Source organism: Rhodobium gokarnense, assembly GCF_025961475.1.
GTDB classification, from domain to species: domain Bacteria; phylum Pseudomonadota; class Alphaproteobacteria; order Rhizobiales; family Rhodobiaceae; genus Rhodobium; species Rhodobium gokarnense.
The window spans coordinates 269,756-287,670 of record NZ_JAOQNS010000006.1 but is presented as its reverse complement, the minus strand read 5'-3'; the positions used below and the strand labels follow the sequence as shown (position 1 = coordinate 287,670).

General features: G+C 67.1%; 17 protein-coding genes. 3 read left to right on the top strand and 14 right to left on the bottom strand.

What is annotated here, in order from left to right:
• Positions 1–159: 159 nt before the first annotated feature.
• The 4 genes from M2319_RS12880 to M2319_RS12865 all read right to left on the bottom strand — a co-directional run bounded on the left by M2319_RS12880 (position 160) and on the right by M2319_RS12865 (position 5,543).
• Complete coding sequence (locus M2319_RS12880) at positions 160–1,002, bottom strand: hypothetical protein (RefSeq protein WP_264601860.1); 843 nt, start codon at positions 1,000–1,002, stop codon at positions 160–162.
• Positions 999–3,317 carry an NADP-dependent malic enzyme gene (locus M2319_RS12875; protein ID WP_264601859.1) on the bottom strand — a complete coding sequence of 773 codons (2,319 nt, stop codon included), beginning with the start codon at positions 3,315–3,317 and terminating at the stop codon, positions 999–1,001. Before M2319_RS12875 ends, M2319_RS12880 begins: the two co-directional genes overlap by 4 nt.
• Before the next feature lie 140 nt (positions 3,318–3,457).
• Complete coding sequence (locus tag M2319_RS12870; protein WP_264601858.1) at positions 3,458–4,111, bottom strand: ceramidase; 654 nt, start codon at positions 4,109–4,111, stop codon at positions 3,458–3,460.
• 505 nt (positions 4,112–4,616) lie between these two features.
• Positions 4,617–5,543, bottom strand: a complete 927-nt coding sequence (locus tag M2319_RS12865; protein ID WP_264601857.1) for a sulfotransferase family protein — start codon at positions 5,541–5,543, stop codon at positions 4,617–4,619.
• Positions 5,544–5,750: 207 nt separating this feature from the next.
• On the opposite strand from M2319_RS12865, the gene moaB reads away from it, so the two are divergent.
• On the top strand, positions 5,751–6,323 hold the full coding sequence (gene moaB / locus M2319_RS12860) for a molybdenum cofactor biosynthesis protein B (protein WP_264601856.1): 573 nt from the start codon (positions 5,751–5,753) through the stop codon (positions 6,321–6,323).
• 7 nt (positions 6,324–6,330) lie between these two features.
• Here moaB and M2319_RS12855 read toward each other — a convergent pair whose 3' ends face one another.
• The 3 genes from M2319_RS12855 to M2319_RS12845 form a co-directional block, all read right to left on the bottom strand.
• Positions 6,331–7,008 (bottom strand): GNAT family N-acetyltransferase, encoded by a 678-nt coding sequence (locus tag M2319_RS12855; RefSeq protein WP_264601855.1) that lies wholly within the window; start codon positions 7,006–7,008, stop codon positions 6,331–6,333.
• Positions 6,995–7,501, bottom strand: coding sequence for a MarR family winged helix-turn-helix transcriptional regulator (locus M2319_RS12850; protein WP_264601854.1), 507 nt, complete (start codon positions 7,499–7,501; stop codon positions 6,995–6,997). Before M2319_RS12850 ends, M2319_RS12855 begins: the two co-directional genes overlap by 14 nt.
• A 378-nt stretch (positions 7,502–7,879) precedes the next feature.
• Entirely contained in the window at positions 7,880–8,572 is a 693-nt protein-coding gene (locus tag M2319_RS12845; protein ID WP_264601853.1) for a glycosyltransferase, read from the bottom strand.
• 307 nt (positions 8,573–8,879) lie between these two features.
• Between M2319_RS12845 and M2319_RS12840 the strand changes: the two genes are divergently transcribed.
• Positions 8,880–10,025, top strand: a complete 1,146-nt coding sequence (locus M2319_RS12840; protein WP_406682115.1) for a PA0069 family radical SAM protein — start codon at positions 8,880–8,882, stop codon at positions 10,023–10,025.
• Positions 10,026–10,074: 49 nt separating this feature from the next.
• Positions 10,075–10,728: a ribonuclease HII gene (locus tag M2319_RS12835; RefSeq protein WP_264601852.1), complete on the top strand. Its 654-nt coding sequence runs from the start codon at positions 10,075–10,077 to the stop codon at positions 10,726–10,728.
• A gap of 102 nt (positions 10,729–10,830) precedes the next feature.
• On the opposite strand, the gene M2319_RS12830 is transcribed toward M2319_RS12835, so the two are convergent.
• From M2319_RS12830 to M2319_RS12800, 7 genes are all read right to left on the bottom strand, one after another.
• Complete coding sequence (locus tag M2319_RS12830) at positions 10,831–11,310, bottom strand: F0F1 ATP synthase subunit B family protein (RefSeq protein ID WP_264601851.1); 480 nt, start codon at positions 11,308–11,310, stop codon at positions 10,831–10,833.
• Between the two features lie 16 nt (positions 11,311–11,326).
• Complete coding sequence (locus tag M2319_RS12825; protein WP_264601850.1) at positions 11,327–11,896, bottom strand: F0F1 ATP synthase subunit B; 570 nt, start codon at positions 11,894–11,896, stop codon at positions 11,327–11,329.
• A 76-nt stretch (positions 11,897–11,972) separates the two neighbouring features.
• Complete coding sequence (locus M2319_RS12820) at positions 11,973–12,197, bottom strand: F0F1 ATP synthase subunit C (protein WP_111436408.1); 225 nt, start codon at positions 12,195–12,197, stop codon at positions 11,973–11,975.
• A 79-nt stretch (positions 12,198–12,276) separates the two neighbouring features.
• A complete protein-coding gene (locus M2319_RS12815) occupies positions 12,277–13,026 on the bottom strand; it encodes a F0F1 ATP synthase subunit A (RefSeq protein WP_264601849.1) in 750 nt (249 codons plus the stop codon).
• 23 nt (positions 13,027–13,049) lie between these two features.
• Complete coding sequence (locus M2319_RS12810; RefSeq protein ID WP_264601848.1) at positions 13,050–13,457, bottom strand: AtpZ/AtpI family protein; 408 nt, start codon at positions 13,455–13,457, stop codon at positions 13,050–13,052.
• Positions 13,458–13,672: 215 nt separating this feature from the next.
• Positions 13,673–17,128, bottom strand: a complete 3,456-nt coding sequence (gene smc, locus M2319_RS12805; protein ID WP_264601847.1) for a chromosome segregation protein SMC — start codon at positions 17,126–17,128, stop codon at positions 13,673–13,675.
• Positions 17,129–17,224: 96 nt separating this feature from the next.
• The gene (locus tag M2319_RS12800; protein WP_264601846.1) at positions 17,225–17,890 is read right to left on the bottom strand and encodes a DsbA family protein; all 666 of its coding nucleotides are present in this window, start codon (positions 17,888–17,890) and stop codon (positions 17,225–17,227) included.
• Positions 17,891–17,915 lie beyond the last annotated feature (25 nt).

The window sequence follows — 17,915 nt, the reverse complement described above, 5'->3', positions numbered from 1 at the left end:
GGGCGGGCAAATTGAAAACGCGACTGTTCCGCCATCATGGAACGCCGGGCCGCCCTTTGGAAAGGGTGGCGGGCCGATGCCATGGCGGCGCGGACAGCAAGGTCCGGGCAGGAACGGTAACCCGTGCCGCCCGGTTCCCGGCGGTGCCGTCAAAACCGCTCAGGCAGGCTCCCGCTTGAGGCGTTGTGCCCGACGCACCTTCTGTTCCAGGTCGGTCTCGATGCCGCGCCGGCGCAGGATCGCCGGCAGGTTGGGGAAGATGACGACGCGGCTGCCGGCGGCGCCGATGAGGCGGCCGCGATTGTCGACGTCCATCCAGTGGAACTCGTCGGCGCCGTCGAAGACGAGCGTTCCCTTGCGCCGGTCATAGACCTCGTAGCGGTGCAGGGAGAACTCGCCGATATTGCGCCCGTGGCGGACTATCCGCTTGACCGTAAAACCGCCCGCCGTCTTCGACCAGGCCTTGCCGATGCCCCAGTCGTTGTAGCGGTCCACCGTCCAGCCGTGGCCGCTGGTCCAGTCGTTATAGGGGTGGTCGCGGAAGACGACGTCGTAGCCGCCGACGCGGTAGCTGCCGGCGAGATCGAAGTCCGGGTGCATGCCCGGCGCAACGACCGCCTTGCGGCCGGGCAGGAACCGCCCGCCGCCGCCCCAGGTGTCGAAATGGGCAAGGAGCAGCAGCGCCTTGACGTCGGGCGGCTGGCAGAAGGCCGTCCAGAACTGGTGCTTGTCCTGGTATTTCTTCTGGCTCTTTCCTTGCACGAAATAGAGGAACAGCCGGCCGTCCGGCGAGAGGTCGCAGCGGTTCGGATAGAACCGGCCGAAGAAGCGCGAGCCGACGGTCCAGGCCGGGCGCGCGCCGCCATAGTCGAGGCCGACGAGCCAGGTGACCCGGGCGCTCTGGCGATAGAGGAACACCGCGCGGTCGACGTCGCCCGCCAGATAGCCGCGGACCTTCGGCGTCCCGCGCATCATGGTCCCGGTGTCCTGCTGCGCCGTCACGCCGTTGCGCCGATCTGCTCGATGCTCTGGGCCTCCACGACGGCGAGCGCCGACATGTTGACGACCCCGCGCGAGGTCACCGAGGGCGTCAGGATGTGGGCGGGGTGTGCGGCGCCGAGGAGGATCGGGCCGACATGGAGCGCGTCGGTCATCACCTTGATCAGCGACATGGCGATGTTGGCGGCATCGAGGTTGGGGAAGACCAGCAGGTTGGCCTCCGAGGTCAGGTGGCTGTCGGGCATGACGCGCTCGCGGAAAATGTCGGAGAGCGCGCTGTCGCCGTGCATCTCGCCGTCGACCTCAAGGTCCGGCGCCATCTGCCAGAGCAGTTCCACCGCCTCGCGCATCTTCAGGGCGGAGCGGCTGGAATGGGTGCCGAAATTGGAGTGGGAGAGGAGCGCGGCCTTCGGCGCGATGCCGAAGCGGCGGATGTGGCTGGAGGCCAAGAGCGTCATCTCGGCGATCTCTTCCGGGCCCGGATCCTCGCTCACATAGGTGTCGGTGAGGAAATAGGGGCCGCGCGGCGTCAGCAGCAGCGACAGGGCGGAGAAGTCGCGCACGCCGGGTGCCACGCCGACGACGTGGCGGACGTCGCGCATGTGCCGGGCGAAGCGCCCGTCGAGGCCGCAGATCAGCGCATCGGCATCGCCGCGCCGGACGGCGAGCGCGCCGATCACCGTGGAATTGGTGCGGACCATGGTGCGGCAGGCCTCCGGCGTCATGCCGCGGCGGCCGACACAGGAGAAATAGAGGTCGACATAGTCGCGGTAGCGCGGGTCGTCCTCCGGGTTGATGATGGCCAGATCCCGGCTCGGCACGATCTTCAGGCCGAAGCGTCTGGCGCGGGTGTCGATGACCCGCGGCCGACCGATCAGGATCGGATCGGCGAGCCCGTCCTCGATCACCACCTGGGCGGCGCGCAGCACGCGCTCGTCCTCGCCGTCGGAATAGATGACGCGCTTGCGGTTCTCGCGGGCGGCCGCGATCACCGGCTTCATGACGAGGCCGGAACGGAAGACGAAGCGCACGAGGCGCTCATAGTAGTCCGTGAAATCCTCGATCGGGCGGGCCGCGACACCCGTCTCCATGGCGGCGCGCGCCACCGCCGGCGCGATCCTCAGGATCAGCCGCTGGTCGAAGGGCGACGGGATCAGGTAGGCCGGGCCGAAGGTGTTGGAAACGCCGCCATAGGCTCTGGCGGCGACGTCCGAGGGCTCCTCCTTGGCGAGGTCGGCGATCGCCCGCACGGCGGCGAGTTTCATTTCCTCGTTGATGGCCGTGGCGCCGACGTCGAGGGCGCCACGGAAGATGTAGGGGAAGCACAGAACGTTATTGACCTGGTTCGGAAAATCCGAGCGCCCCGTGCAGATGAGAGCGTCTTCGCGGACGGCGAGCGCGACCTCCGGCATGATCTCCGGCGCCGGATTGGCGAGCGCCATGATCAGTGGCGTCGGCGCCATCCTGGCGACCATTTCCGGCTTCAGGACGCCGCCGGCGGACAGGCCGAGGAAGATGTCGGCGCCGTCGATGACCTCGGCAAGGCTGCGCTTGTCGCTCTCTTGGGCGAACGCCGCCTTCCACTCGTCCATCTCCTCGGTGCGACCTTCATAGACGAGGCCCTTGATGTCGGTGACCCAGATGTTCTTGCGGTCGACGCCGAGGGCGATCAGCAGATTGAGGCAGGCGAGCGCGGCGGCGCCGGCGCCCGAGGCGACGATCTTCACCTCGGAGGCCTTCTTGCCGGAGAGTTCCAGCGCATTGAGGACGGCGGCGCCGACGATGATCGCCGTGCCGTGCTGGTCGTCGTGGAAGACCGGCACGTTCATGCGCTCGCGCAGGGCGCGCTCGATGATGAAGCACTCCGGCGCCTTGATGTCCTCAAGGTTGATGCCGCCGAAGGTCGGCTCAAGCGAGGCGACGGTGTCGCAGAAGCGGTCCGGGTCCTTTTCGTCGACCTCGATGTCGAAGACGTCGATACCGGCGAATTTCTTGAAGAGGACCGCCTTTCCTTCCATCACCGGCTTGGCCGCAAGCGGGCCGATGGAGCCGAGGCCGAGGACGGCGGTGCCGTTGGTGATGACGGCGACGAGGTTGCCGCGGGCGGTGTATTTGGAGGCGATGCCGGCGTTGGCGGCGATCGCCCGGCATGGCGCGGCGACGCCCGGCGAATAGGCGAGCGCCAGGTCGCGTTGGTTGCCCAGCGGCTTGGTCGCTGCGATCTCCAGTTTTCCGGGCCTCGGGTACTCGTGATAGAAGAGCGCCGACTCGTCGAAATCGTTGGCCTTGTCCCTGTCTTCGCCTCGGTCTCTGGTCATTCCGCACCTTTCTTAACCGAATATCGGTTACTTCCCCATATTTCCCGAAATCAATTCGATTTCAGTTTATTTTCTGTCTGACGGAACGTCGTTGAGCGGCATTTTGCGCCGTTTTTCCCGCTTTTCGATGTTTTGCAGGATCAACCTGAATTCCGTTCAAGCGCGGCGGAGGGACTCATGACGGCCCGCAGCAGGGTGTAGAGTACCATTGCGTTGAAAAGGTGCCAAAGGAAGTGCGTTCCGAGCGGAAAGGTTCCGCAAGTCGGGCCGTCGAGGATGCGGAAGGTGAGCGAGACGGCAAAGAGGCCGGCGGCGGCGAGAAGGAGCGGTCCGCCCGGCCGCCGCGCAAGCATCAGCGCGATGCCGGCACCGACCATGCCGATCAGCGGCGGCACATAGCCGGCGGAATAGCCGACGATGTCGCGGAACAGCGGCGTTGCATAGCGCGCGGCCAAGAAGAAGGCGACGGTGGCGATGAGCGAGAGCACCCAGTGCAGCCGGAACAGGCGCACCATCATCGTGAAGAAGAAGAGGTAGATGAAGGCGGTGATCGGGATGACGTCGGCGAGCCCGGCCCAGCGGGTCGCCAGCGTGTGGAACAGGAACGAGCCGATGCCGACGAGGGCGACGAGGCCGGCAAGGGCGACGACGAGCCAGTCGCTGCGCCCGCCCCTCGGCCGGTTGGCCAGCGCCCAGACGGCGACGAGGATGAAGGCAAGGTTGGTGAGCGCGTTGACCGGCTCGGCCCAAAAGCCGAAATCGGTGCGTTCGCAATAGACGTTGATCTGTTCCATGGTCCGGCAATCGCTTGTTGAGAGGGGATCGCCGGAGGCGCCCGGCGATCCTTTCTCTAACTGGCAATTGTGACGTGTTCCGCAAGGGCGGGCGGGCTTCCCAGGGGTTGGAAAACACACTCGTCATCGCGCCGGTTCGACAGCGGGGAGCGGCGCATGGCGCGAGCCTCGCAAGAACCATCACCGCAAGTGCGGCGGTCAAGGGTCGTACCCGCTCTGAGCACCCTGCTCTGGATCGCCGCGTCGCCTTCGGCTCCTCGCGATGACGCCGAAAAACCAGAGAATACCGTCATTGCGAGCGAAGCGAAGCAATCCAGGAGCGGCTGTGCCACGCGCCTCGGCATGGGGGTTCCAGACGGGCCGCCGGCTGCAGTAAAGCCTCCGGGGGAGACGGCCGGGGGCTGAGGCGTCCTCGATAGCCCGCCGACAAAACGGAGCCCTGTCCCGCAACAAAAGGGAGGGAATAGTGCGCGGCAGGAGAAAGTGTCGGCACCGCCCCCCTTCCCTATTCGACGATCAGGCGCTCCGGCGGCGGGGCGGGGTCGTAGGCGATGCGGCGCGGCTTCACGCGCCAGTGGTCCATGTCGTAGCCGAAGCGCTCCTCCAGCTCGCGGGCGTAGGGCTCGACCCACTCCTCAAGGAGCCTGGCATAGAGCTCCTCGGAGATCTCGGTCTGCCAGCTCTTCTGGCTTTCCAGGGCTTTCCGGATCGCCTCCGGACCGGCCTTGCGCCATATCTTGGAATTGCGGGGCTGGCCGCAGAAGACCAGCCGGTTCTTCGGAATGCGGTAGCGCACGCCGTCCTGAACGATCTCCATGGGCTCATCACCGGAGGCAAGGAAGCGCGGCATCACCCCGCTGTTGACCCGGTTGGAGGCCGAGACGTGGCGCGGCGTGCGGTCGGCAACGCCGAGATGGGCATAGATCTTCTGCTCAAAGGTCGGCTCGGCGGTCGCCACGTCCTTTTCGTAGAACAGCGGCAGCACGTTCTCCTTGCCGAACAGCTCGTAGACCTTGGAAAGTGCGTTGATGATGCCGCGCCTGCGGTTGGCGGTCACCTTTTGCAGCACGAAATCGAAGTCCGGCGCCTCGCGGTTGGCGCAGATGTTCTGCAGATAGCGCGAATAGAGCTGCTCGATCGGCCGGCGGAGGATGAAGATGATCTTTGCCTCGGGCCCGAGGACCGAATGGACCCGCTCGACGATCTTGGCCGAATAGATGTAGGACGGCGAGATTTCGCCGATGAAGGGCTTGTCAGTCTCCTCGAAGAAATCCAGGTACCAGTCGATGCCCTCCTCCCAATGGGAGTTGAAGAAATGCAGTTCCTTCTTGCGCGACAGCGCGATCTCGGGGTGCCCCTCGAACACCCTGTAGAACAGTGAGGTGCCGCTCTTGTCCTGGCCGAGGACGATGAAGTTCGGTTTTCTTGCCATTCAGCGTTCCTGGGTGCGCCGGGAGGCGGGCACTCCACTCGCAATTGGTCGTTGCTGTCGGACCGGGTGCTTTCCCGCGACAAAAAATGCTATCGGAGAGCAGCCAAACGCCGGGATCGGCGCCGGCCCACGATCCGCCCGGCACATGCCACAGCTCGGCGCCATCCGCAATAGCCGAGGCAAATCGGCACCAATCGGAGAACTCCCATGCACCATGACGACGACGACCGCCCGTTCATTCCCCTCAACATCGCCGTCCTGACGGTCTCCGACACGCGTACGCTCGACGACGACAGATCCGGCGATACGCTGAAGGCGCGTCTGGAAGAGGCCGGCCACGTGCTGGCCGACCGCGCGATCTCGAAAGACGACGTCGGCGCGATCCAGGAGATCGTCAAGAAGTGGATCGCCGAGGACGGCATCGACGTGGTGATTTCCACCGGCGGCACGGGCTTTACCGGCCGCGACGTGACGCCGGAGGCGATCGAGCCGCTGTTCGAAAAGCGCATGGACGGGTTCTCCGCCCTCTTCACCCAGATCAGCTACGCCAAGATCGGCACCTCGGCGATCCAGAGCCGGGCGACGGGCGGCGTTGCCAATGCGACCTACCTCTTCGTGCTTCCGGGCTCTCCCGGCGCCTGCAAGGACGCCTGGGACGGCATCCTCAAGGCGCAGCTCGACTACCGGCAGAAGCCGTGCAATTTCGTGGAAATCCTGCCGCGGCTCGACGAGCACATGCAACGCCGCAAGAACCGGCCGATGCCGGGCCGCAAGAGCTGACCGCGGCCTATTCCGCGCGCACCAGCACAGCCACGTTCATCTCGCGCCGCAGCTCGAAGCCGAGCGAGCGATAGAGCGAAATCGCCGCGTCGTTGGAGGCCCAGGCGTGGAGGAACGGGGTGCTTCCGCCGGCCGCGATGTCCTCGGCAATGGCCGCGGAAAGCCGGCGTCCGAGGCCGCGCCCCTGGAAGTCGGGATGGGTGCAGACGCCGCTCACCTCCACATGGCCGGGAAAGCGCATGCGCACCCCGGCCATCGCCGCCAGCCGGCCGCCGATCCGAATGCCGAGGAAGCGGCCCATCAGGTGGGTTCCCGCCAGGAACGGGCCCGGCTTCGTCAGCGTGGCAAGGGCCAGCATCTCGGCGGCGTCCGCCGCGCCGACGACGTCGATGCCGGTGCGGTCGGGCGGCGAGACCGGACGGGTGAGCACCATCTGCACGCCGGGAGCGGCAAGCTCTACGGCAAGGCCGTCCGGCACGACGACCTCGGGTGCCTGCAGCATGAAGACCTTCTCGCCCGGGGCGACTAGATCGGCGAGGGCTTGCAGCGCCGAGGGACTGTCATCCCGCGTGGCGGCAAAGAGATTGACGTCGGGCCGGTAGCGCCGGGCGAGATCGCCGCCTTCCGACAGGTCGGCCTGATCGGACCACAGGCTCGCGCGGACCGGGAGATCAAGATCGTCCATCGTCGCCTCCCTCGCGAAGGGCCGCGGCACGCCGTGTGAGCGGCGCCTCCTTCAAGGCATCCTCAAGGGCCGTCAGCCGGTCGAGCAGCGGTCCCTCACCCGTCGCACAGGCATCGGCGACCGCCGCCTCGATGGTCGGCCAGACGTCCTTGCGGGCCTTTTCCAGCATCCTGTTCGCCGTCGCGGTCAACCGCACCGTGCGCACGCGCCGGTCGTCGTCGTCCCTCTGGGTCTCTACCCAGCCGGCTGCCTCCAGCTTGTCGACCATGCGGGTAACGCCCGGCTGGGCGACGCCGAGCACCGCCGCGAGGACGCCGATCTTCGTCGGGCCGAGCCGCTCGAGCGCCTCCAGCAAGGGATACTGCGCCGCCGGCAGGTCGGCGCCCGTCCCCGCGACCAGCGCCTGGGTCTGCGCCTGCAGCATCTCGCCAAGCCGCTTCATGCGGCTGCCGAGCGCCAGATGGCCGAGGGTCCTGAGGATGTCTTCGGTCATGATTTTCGATTTTTTATACCCCGTTATATATCTGGTTATGTTTCTAAGGCAAGACGCGGGAAGATGCAAGGGGGCGTGGGGGGTCGATCCGTTCGACCGAGATGGTATGGGGGCGCGCAGGCGCGACGACATGGTGGCCATGCGAGGGGACAGATTGGGGGCCTTGTTTCGGCTCCCCCCTCTCCTGCGTCATTGCCGGGCTTGACCCGGCAATCCATGAGGCCTTTGATTTCAACCTCTTAGGCTAAAATATACCGCACGTCATCATGGACCACCGGGTCGAGCCCGGTGGTGACGCGGTACGGGTGGAAAGCGGAGGGCGGGAGCCGCAAGCGTGGTAGCGGTCGTCCCCTATCCGCTCGGCAGGCCGCCCCGCCCCTACGCCTGCAGCCGGGCGACCATGCGCGGGGGCACGCGGAGCATCAGGAGCGCCAGGCACAGCCCGTTGCGGACCATGCCGGGCCGGCGCTCGCCCTCGGTCGTCTTCGCCGCCGGGTTGACGGCCGCCGAGGTCAGGAAATGGAGGCGCTTCCGGCCGATGCGGCGGATGAGGTCAACGTCCTCCATCGCCGGCAGGTCCCGGTGGCCGCCGAGGTCGTCGTAGAGCCAGCGGGAGATCAGGAGGCCCTGGTTGGCATAGGCGATGCCGAAGAGGCGGCAGCGCATGCCGGCCAGCCCCTCGCGAACCCGCGATTTGCCGTCGAAGCCGTCGAGCCGGAACCGGAACACGGCCGCGTGGCGCGGATCGCCGGAGCGCTCCACCCGCTCGATGAAGCTCGCCGCCTCGGCCTCCCAGTCGGTGGCGAGCACCGTGTCGGGATTGAGGAACAGGAACCAGTCGGCGCGTTCCACCGCCTTCACGCCGGCGACCAGCCGCTTTCCGCGCCGGCGGCTACTGGCAACGAAGATGCAGCCGGTGGCTTCGGCGATGACGTCGGTCTCGTCGGTGGAGCCGCCATCGGCGATCACCACCTCCTTCAGGATGCCGGCAAGCGTCGCCGGGATCAGCGCCCCGAGGGTCGGTCCCAGCGTCCGTTCGTCGTTGAGCGTCGGAATGACGACGCTCAGCATGGCGTCCCCCGCTCCCGCCGGGCGCATGCTGTGTGGGTCCGTGTCGTTGGCATCAGCGCAAAGGTCCGTTTCTTTCCCGCAGCTTGCGGGGACTGTTTCTCGGCCCACTGCCCGTTTTATCCGCAATGCCCGGCTAAGCAAGCACCGGCTTGCCGATTTCGGTCTCCCAGAGACAAAGTTCTTGCTTTGTTCTCGTTTGTTCCTATCCTCTATGGGACCGCCTTCGACGACGGTCGGATGAGACGAGTCGCGGCAGGCGGTTCGGCGGCACGGGCAGGACCGGGCCGCGGCAACCGGGACAAAAGCCATGAACGACTTTGCCCAGATCGATCCCCGGCTCGCCCGCCCCCTTGAGGGCGCGGATGCGGGCATTGCGCCGGACCTCACCATCCGCCCGGACCGGCGGCGCGGGCGCGGCGCCCAGTCCAACCGCAGCGGGCGCTACGAGCGCGAGGAGCGCGTGCTCACCGATGACGGCTGGGAGACGCTCGACGCGTTGCCGCCGTTCCAGACCCATGTGCAGACGGAGCGGGCACGCAAGATCATCACCCGCAACGACTCGCCCGACATTTCGTTCGACCGGTCCATCAACCCCTATCGCGGCTGCGAGCACGGCTGCGCCTACTGCTTTGCCCGCCCGACCCACGCCTATATGGGCCTCTCGGCCGGGCTCGACTTCGAATCGCGGCTGTTCGCCAAGCCGAATGCGGCCGAACTCCTGGAGCGGGAGCTGGCCGCCCCCGGCTACAAGCCGAAGACGATCGCCATCGGCACCAACACCGACCCCTACCAGCCGATCGAAAAGACCTGGCGCATCATGCGCGGCATCCTGGAGGTGCTGGAGCGCACCAACCATCCGGTCGGCGTCGTCACCAAGTCGGCGATGGTGCTGCGCGACATCGATATCCTGTCCCGGATGGCGGAAAAGGGCCTTGCCAAGGTCGCGCTCTCCATCACCACGCTCGATGCGAAGATGGCGCGGACGATGGAGCCGCGGGCCTCGGCGCCCTATCGCCGGCTCGAAGCGGTAAAGGCACTCGCCGAGGCCGGCGTTCCAACGGCGGTGATGATTGCGCCCGTGATCCCGGCTCTCAACGACGACGGCATCGAGAAGATCCTCGATGCGGCGGCGGCGGCCGGGGCCCGCGAGGCGGGCTACATCCTGCTGCGGTTGCCGGCCGAGGTCAGCCCCGTCTTCCGGGAATGGCTGCTGCGCCACTATCCGGACCGCTACCGCCACGTGCTGTCAGTGCTGCGGACGATGCGCGGCGGCAAGGACTACGACGCGGAATTCGGCAAGCGCATGCGCGGCACGGGGCCCTATGCCTGGATGGTCGGACGGCGGTTCGAGCTGGCCTCCAAGCGGCTCGGCCTCAACCGGCGCAAGCTGAAGCTCAATACCGAGCTTTTTACGCCGCCCAATTCCGGCGCTGTTCAGCTCGACCTGTTCTGATCCGATGCGGACAATTGCCGGCGCCGATCCGATCGGCAATCATCGCGCCATGGCCAGCCCGATTCTCCTCGACCTCGATCTGCCGGCAGGCCCCGATTTCCGGATCGAGGAGCGGGGCCGGAAGGTCTATGGCGGCCTCGTCGCCGGCACCGACGAGGCCGGCCGCGGTCCACTCGCCGGGCCTGTCGTTGCTGCCGCCGTCATCCTCGACCCGGCGCGCGTGCCGGACGGGCTTGACGATTCCAAGAAGCTGACGGCGGCAAGGCGCGAGGCGCTCTTTGCCGAAATCTGCGAGGCGGCCACCGTCGCGGTTGCCGCCGGCTCGGTCCGGCGCATCGATGCAACGAACATTCTCGCGGCAAGCCTGTGGGCCATGGCGCGAGCCGTCGCCGCCCTGCCCCATCGGCCCAGCCTGGTGCTTGCCGACGGCTGCCACGTGCCGCCCGGCCTTTGCCAGCCCTGCGAGCCCGTTATCAAGGGCGACGCGCGATCGCTGTCGATCGCGGCGGCCTCGATCGTTGCCAAGGTGACGCGCGACCGGCTGATGGTCCGGCTCGCCGAGTGCTGCCCCGGCTACGGCTTCGAGAACCACATGGGCTACGGCACGAAGGCACATAAAGAAGCCCTCGCCGCCCTCGGGCCGAGCCCGCACCATCGGCTCAGCTTCAAGCCCTGCCGCGAGGCCGCCGAAGCGCGGCGGTGAGGCCCTCGCCGTCAATGTCCGTTCCGACAAAGGAAAAGGCCGGGCGCTGGCCCGGCCTCGATCCGACAGTTCCGGTGTGGCGCCCCGCTTCCGACGAATGCCTCAGTTGAGGTTGGCGGCGACGTCCTTGATGCTGGTTTCGATCATCTTGCTGGCGGCATCGCCGCTCACCTTTTCGGCGAGGATTTGTTCCGCCGCGGCGACCGCGACGTCGGCGGCACGCGCGCGGACGGCGGCGACCGCCTGGGCCTCGGCCTGGGTGATCTTGACCTCGGCCGCCTTGGTGCGGCGCTCGATCATTTCCTCAAGCGACTTGTTGGTGACCGCGGTCAGCCGCTCCGCCTCGGCCTTGGCCTCGGCGATGATGTCCTCGGCCTCCTGCTCGGCCTCGCGGCGCTTGCGCTGGTAGTCGGCGAGCAGCGCCTGCGCTTCCTCGCGCAGCCGGCGGGCCTCGTCGAGCTCCTTCTGGATACGCTCGGCGCGGGCGTCGAGGCTGGCGCCGATCTTGCCCGGCACCTTGACCCAGAAGATGACGATGAAGAACAGGATGAGGGCGACGAGGGCCCAGAATGTCGCGTCCATGTCTCTCCCCAGCGGCCTATTTGGCCATTCCGGCCGCCACGGCCTTGTCGAGCTCGGCCTTGGAAACCTTGGCGCCGATCAGGCTGGCGACGATCTCCTCGGCGGTTTCCGCCGCGATGCCGTCGACTTCCTTCAGGGCGGCTTCCTTGATCTCGGAAATCCGCGCGTCGGCCTCGGCCAGCTTCTGGTTCAGCTTGTCCTCGGCCGCGGTGCGCTTGGCCTCGACCTCGGCCTCGAGCTTCTCGCGATTGGTGCGGGCGATGGTGTGGGCCTTGTTGCGGGCCTCGGCCAGCGCCTGCTCGTAGGCGGCGATCGCCTCGTCGGTCTCGCGCTTCAGCCGGTCGGCCTCGGCGAGATCGCCGGCGATGCGGTCCTCACGATCCTCCAGGATGCCGGCGATGCGCGGCAGCGCCACCTTCGACATCAGGTAGTAGAAGAGGCCGAACATGATCGCCAGCCACAGGAGCTGCGACGGGAAGGTCGAGCTGTCGAACGGCGGGAAGTTGGGCTGCCCGCCATGCGCCTCGCCACCCGGCACACCGGTTTCCGTGTGGACTGTCGTTTCGGTCGTTGCTTCGCTTGCCATCAACGCCTCCGATTGACCAGCGGGCACCTAAAGAGCGCGCCGCCAGTCGTCCGTTTCTAAGCGATCGGCAACCGGATCAAGCAAAGAGCAGGATCAGAGCGACCAGCAGCGAAAAGATGCCGAGGGCTTCCGTCACGGCGAAGCCGAAGATCAGGCGGCCGAACTGGCCGTCGGCGGCCGACGGATTGCGCAGGGCGCCGGCGAGGTAGTTGCCGAAGATGGTGCCGAGGCCGATGCCGGCGCCGCCCATGCCGAGGCAGGCAATACCAGCGCCGATGTACTTTGCAGCTTCCGCTTCCATTTGAGATGCTCCTTGTTGGTCGAAACCGTTGTCGGATGTTGTCGTAAAGGGTGATGTCGGTGGTTCGGCCGTCCGCTTCCTAATGGCTCGGATGCAGCGCGTCGTTGAGATACATGCAGGTCAGAACCGCAAACACATAGGCCTGCAGGAAGGCGACCAGGAATTCCAGCGCGGTCAGCGCAACGGCCATCGCCAACGGCAGGATCGCGCCGCCGACCCCGACCGCGCCAAGGGCGCCGAGCGAGACGACGAAGCCGGCGAACACCTTCAGGGTGATGTGGCCGGCCAGCATGTTGGCGAAGAGACGGACGGAGAGGCTGATCGGCCGCGACAGGAACGAGATGATCTCGATCAGCGTGACCAGCGGCAAGAGATATACCGGCACGCCTGCGGGCACGAAGAGCTTCAAAAAGCCCATGCCGTGGTTGACGAAGCCGTAGATGACAACGGTCAGGATCACCGACATCGCCAGCGCGAAGGTGACGATGATGTGGCTGGTGACCGTGAAGAAATAGGGGAACATGCCTAAGAGGTTGGCGATCAGCACGAACATGAACAGCGAGAACACGAAGGGGAAGAACTTCATCCCGGCCGTTCCGGCGCTACTTCGCAGCATGTCGGCGACGAACTCGTAGGACATCTCCGCCATCGACTGCCAGCGGCTCGGCACCAGGCCGCGGCCGTTCGTCGACAGGATCAGGAAGCCGGCCGCCACAGCGACGGTGGCCGCCATGAAGAACGACGAGTTGGTGAAAGAGAAGTCGACGCCTCCGATCTCGATCGGAAACCATTTCTGGATATGGAACTGATGAATCGGATCGTTCGACACCGCGTCAGCCCTTCATCGCCCTGTTATTTCGACCCGCCGTCCGGCCGGTCGTTCCCTCGCGTCCCGTCTTCCTTTTTCGTTCCCGGTTCGGCCATCAGGCCCGCCGCGCGCAGGACATTGAAAATGCCCGCAGCAAAACCGAGGAGCAAGAAGACGATCAGCCCCCATGGCGAGGTTCCCAGCAGCTTGTCACCGGCCCATCCGAGGGCGGCACCGACAAGGATCCCCGCAATAAACTCCGTCGACAAGCGAAACGCCTGGGCATAGCCCTGCGCCCCCTTGTTCCTGTCGGCCGGTCCGGACGGCGGCTCGTCGCGCCGCCGCTCGTTGAGCGCGCGCCCGAGCCTGTCGAGCCTTTCCGACAGACCGGCTTCCGAACCGGACGCGGGCGTCTTGCCGTCATTTTCCGGCGATGGGCGATCTTCGGACATCACCCCCTCATCAACGTCGAATGCCGGAAAACGCGCGTATAAACCGCCGCACCCCGTGGAAGCCGGGCGCACAATAGTCAGCGCCCGCAACCGTGTCAAGAAACTCTAATATCATACCAACTCCTTGAATATATTAAATTTTTCACCGAAAAATCGGCGTCCGACATCTAGGCAATTGGTCGCGATGCAACAAAACCGGTCGGGAGCGTGCCGCTTCAACCGGCTTCGCGGTAGCGCTCGGCCGTCTCAAGGTCGACCGAGACGAGCTGGGAAACGCCGCGTTCGGCCATCGTCACCCCGAACAGGCGGTTCATGCGCGCCATGGTGATCGGGTTGTGGGTGACGATGACGAATCGGGTGTCGGTGCGCCGTGTCATCTCCGACAGGAGATCGCAGTAGCGCTCCACATTGGAGTCGTCGAGCGGGGCGTCGACCTCGTCGAGGACGCAGATCGGCGCCGGGTTGGTCAGGAACACGGCAAAGATCAGGGCGAGCGCCGTCAGCGCCTGTTCGCCACCGGAGAGCAGCGTCATGGTCTGGGGCTTCTTGCCCGGCGGGCGGGCGACGATCTCCAGGCCGGCATCGAGCGGGTCGTCCGAATCGACAAGCTGCAGTTCCGCCGTGCCGCCGCCGAAGAGGTGCGTGAACAGCTCCTTGAAGTGGCCGTTGACGGTCTCGAAGGCGGCGAGCAGGCGCTCGCGGGCCTCGCGGTTGAGCGAGAGGATGCCCTGGCGCAGCTTGCGGATCGCCTCGATGAGGTCGTCGCGTTCCGCCGTCAGCGCATCGCGCTGCTCGGCAATCGCCTCGGCCTCTTCCTCGGCCCGAAGGTTCACCGAGCCGAGCCGTTCGCGCTCCGTCTTCAGGCGCTCAAGGCGGGCCTCCACGGCATCGGGGTCGGGGGGCGCCGCACCGGGCTTCAGCTCGGCAAGCTCAGCCGCCTCGGACGCCCGGCACTGCAGGGTTTCCTCGATCCGGGTTTCGGTGTCCTTTTCGCGCTCACGTGCACCGTTCAGCCGCTCCTCAGCCCGGGCACGGGCCTCGCGGGCGCCGGACAGGGCGTCGAGCGCCTCGCGGGCGGCACGGTCGGCATCGGCCTGGCGCCGTTCGCCGAGCGCCAGCGCGTCGGCGTCCGATTTCCGTTTTTCCTCGGCGGTGCCGATGGTCGCCTGGAGCGTGAGGCGTTTTTCAGCGATCTCGCCGGGCGCGCCGCGGATCGCTTCCAGTTCGTCGGCGGCATCCTTGCGACGATCGGCCAGCACCTTTTCCTGGGCGCCGGCATTGTCGGCGCGGGTCTGCCAGCTCTGCTTCTCGCGGCCGATGGAGCCGCGCCGGGCGGCCCGCATCTCCGCCTCGCGCACGAGCGTGGTGCGTTCGGAGCGGGCCTCGGCGACGGCGCCGCGATGTTCAGCGACCTCGGCGCGCAGGCGCTGCAACTGGTCTTCCAGGCCGGCGGTGTCCGGCAGTGCGGCGCGGGACTCGGTCGCCTCAGTGCGGGCGCTTTCTGCCTCGTCCAGGCTGGAGGCGAGGCGGATGCGCGCCTCTTCCAGGGCGCTCTGGCGCGAGATGCGTTCCGTGGACGCCTTTTCCGCCCGGATCAGGGCATCGCGGGCGCGGTCGAGCCGCTGGCGGCCGGCGGAAACGGCGCCGCGCGCCTCCTTCACCGAATCGTCGGCCGTACGCCGCTCCGCCTCGCGGGCGGAAAGGGTCTCACGACAGGCATCCTGCTGGCGTTCGGCCTCGGCACGCTCGGCGGTCAGTTCCTCCAGCCGGTTCTTCTGGGCGAGCCGCTCGGCGGCGGCGCTCGGCGCATCGGCGGCGGCGACAAAACCGTCCCAGCGCCAGAGATCGCCCTCGCGGCTGACGAGCCGCTGGCCGGGCTTGAGGGATTTCTGCAGGCGCGGGCCGTCCGCCTGCTCCACGATGCCGATCTGGGCGATGCGGCGATGAAGGACGTCCGGCGCCTTGACGACGTCGGCGAGCGCACGCGCGCCCTCCGGCAGGGCCGGATCGCCCGACGCTTCCACCAGCGACCAGTGGGCCGGCGCGTCGGCATCGGCCGGGGCATCGAGATCCTCGCCCAGCGCCGCACCGAGCGCGCGTTCAAAGCCGCTCGTCACCGAGACGCTTTCAACGACCGGGCTCCATTTCGCTTCCGTCCCGCGCGCCAGAAGGCGCTTGAGAGTACCGGCCTCGACGTCGATACGGCCGAGGGTCTTTTCCGCCTCGGTGACGGCCGGGCGGGCGGCGCGCTCCGCCTCCTGGGCGGTTACGGCCCTGGCCTCGGCGGCGGCCAACAATTCCTCGGCCTCGGCAAGGGCCGCGGTTGCGGCATCGCGTTCGGCGGTCGCGGCGGAGATCGCAGTGTCCCCGGCGAGTTCCGCCGTGATCTTCTGAAGCTCCCGGTCAACGTCGGCGATCTGGCCGCCAAGGCGCTCGGCCCGGGCAGCGGCATCGCGCAAGGTCCGGTCGAGCTGATCGCGGCGCGCCTTGATGTCGGCGGCCTCGGCCGTGACACGCGACTGTTCCTTTTCCGAGGCTGCGAGCTTTTCCTCTGCCTCGGCGACGCGGCGATCGACCTCGCCGGCCCGTTCCCCGGTTGAAGCATCCTCGGCGGCGAGCGTGCGCAGCTCCTCGTCGAGCCGCTCCAGCGCCTCGGCGGTCTCGGCCTTCATCTTCTCTTCGCGCTCGGCGTCGCCGGCGAGTTGTTCCAGGCGCCGTTCCAGGTCGGCGATGCGGTCGCGCACGCGCCGGTCCTCGGCGTCGAGTTCGCCGAGGCTGAGCTTCAGGCGCTGCAGCGCGGCGCCACTCTTTGCCTCGGCGTCCCGGAGGCCCGTCAGCTCGTGGGCGGCGATCGCCTGCTCCTTCGCCGCGCCGGCCTGGACCTCGGTGCGCCGCGCCACTTCTTTGCTCGCCTCGGTCAGCGCCGCCTCGTCGGCGGCAACGGCGGCCTTTGCGGCCTGCCAGCGGATGTGCAGGAGCGCGGCCTCGGACTTGCGGATCTCGTGGGAGAGGTTGCGATAGCGGTTGGCCTGGCGGGCCTGGCGCTTCAGGCTCTCGTGCTGGGTGTCGATCTGCACCAGCACGTCTTCCAGCCGCTCGAGGTTCTGCTCGGCCCCGCGCAGGCGCAGCTCCGCCTCGTGGCGACGCGAGTGCAGGCCGGAAATGCCGGCGGCCTCTTCCAGGATGGCGCGGCGCTGGGTCGGCTTGGCGGCAATCAACTCGCCGACCTGGCCCTGACGGACGAGCGCCGGCGAGCGCGCGCCGGTCGAGGCATCGGCAAAGAGGAGCTGGACGTCGCGGGCGCGGGCGTCCTTGCCGTTGATCTTGTAGACGGACCCCGCCTCGCGCTCGATGCGCCTTGTGATTTCCACGGCGTCGGTATCGGCAAGCGTTGCCGGCAGGCGGCGCTCTGCGTTGTCGAGGATGACGACGACTTCGGCGGTGTTGCGGGCCGGCCGGCTGTGCGAGCCGGAAAAGATCACGTCGTCCATGCCGGACGCGCGCATGTTCTTGTAGGAGCTTTCGCCCATCACCCAGCGCAGGGCCTCGACAAGGTTGGACTTGCCGCAGCCATTGGGCCCGACGATGCCGGTCAGCCCATCCTCGAAATGGAACTCGACCGGCTCGACGAAGGACTTGAAGCCGAGAATGCGGAGTTTGGAGAACTTCATCGGCGCGGCCTTGAGGTCGCGCCGGCAGTCACATCACGGCCGTCACGCCTGTTGCGGACAGCGGACGCGCTCAGCCGCGCCGAACGGCGGGCGCCGTCAGCTCTTGAGAAGCGGGTCGATAAGTTCCGCCATCTCGTCAATGCTCATTGCCCCGCGGACCATCTTGCCATTGATGAAGAAAGTGGGCGTCGAACTCACGCCGAATTCGGTATGCGCACGGTTCCTCACCGCAGTTACTCCGTCGAGAACTTCCTGATTCGTCAAGCATTCGCGGAAGGAATCCTGTGTGAAACCGACCTGTTTCACGAGATCGAACAGAGCATTTGCCGGGTTCGGGCTGCCGGCCCAGACGTCGAGCTTTTCGAAAAGAAGGCCGATGACATCGAAATAGGTGCCCTCCGGCGCGCAGTTGGCGAGCGCGAAACCGGCGGTCGCCAGCGGCACGCCCTGGGGCTGGTCGAGCGGGAACTCGCGGAAGATGAAGCGGACCTTGCCGGTGTCGACGTAGCGCTTCTTCAGTTCCGGGAAGGTGTGCTCATGGAAATTGGCGCAGTGGCCGCAGGTCAGCGAGGCGTATTCGATGATCGTGACGGGCGCCGATTCCTCGCCGAGCACATGCTCGCCGAGGGGCCCCGGCACCATCAGCTTGTCGGGGCTCCCGCCGCTCTCCTGGGAAAGGGCCGGACGGACGGCGGCGCCGAACGCGGCGGCGGAAAGGGCGGCGGCACCAAGGCCGGCGAATGTGCGGCGGGACAGGGTCACGGGGAGTCCTTCCTGTTTGTCATGG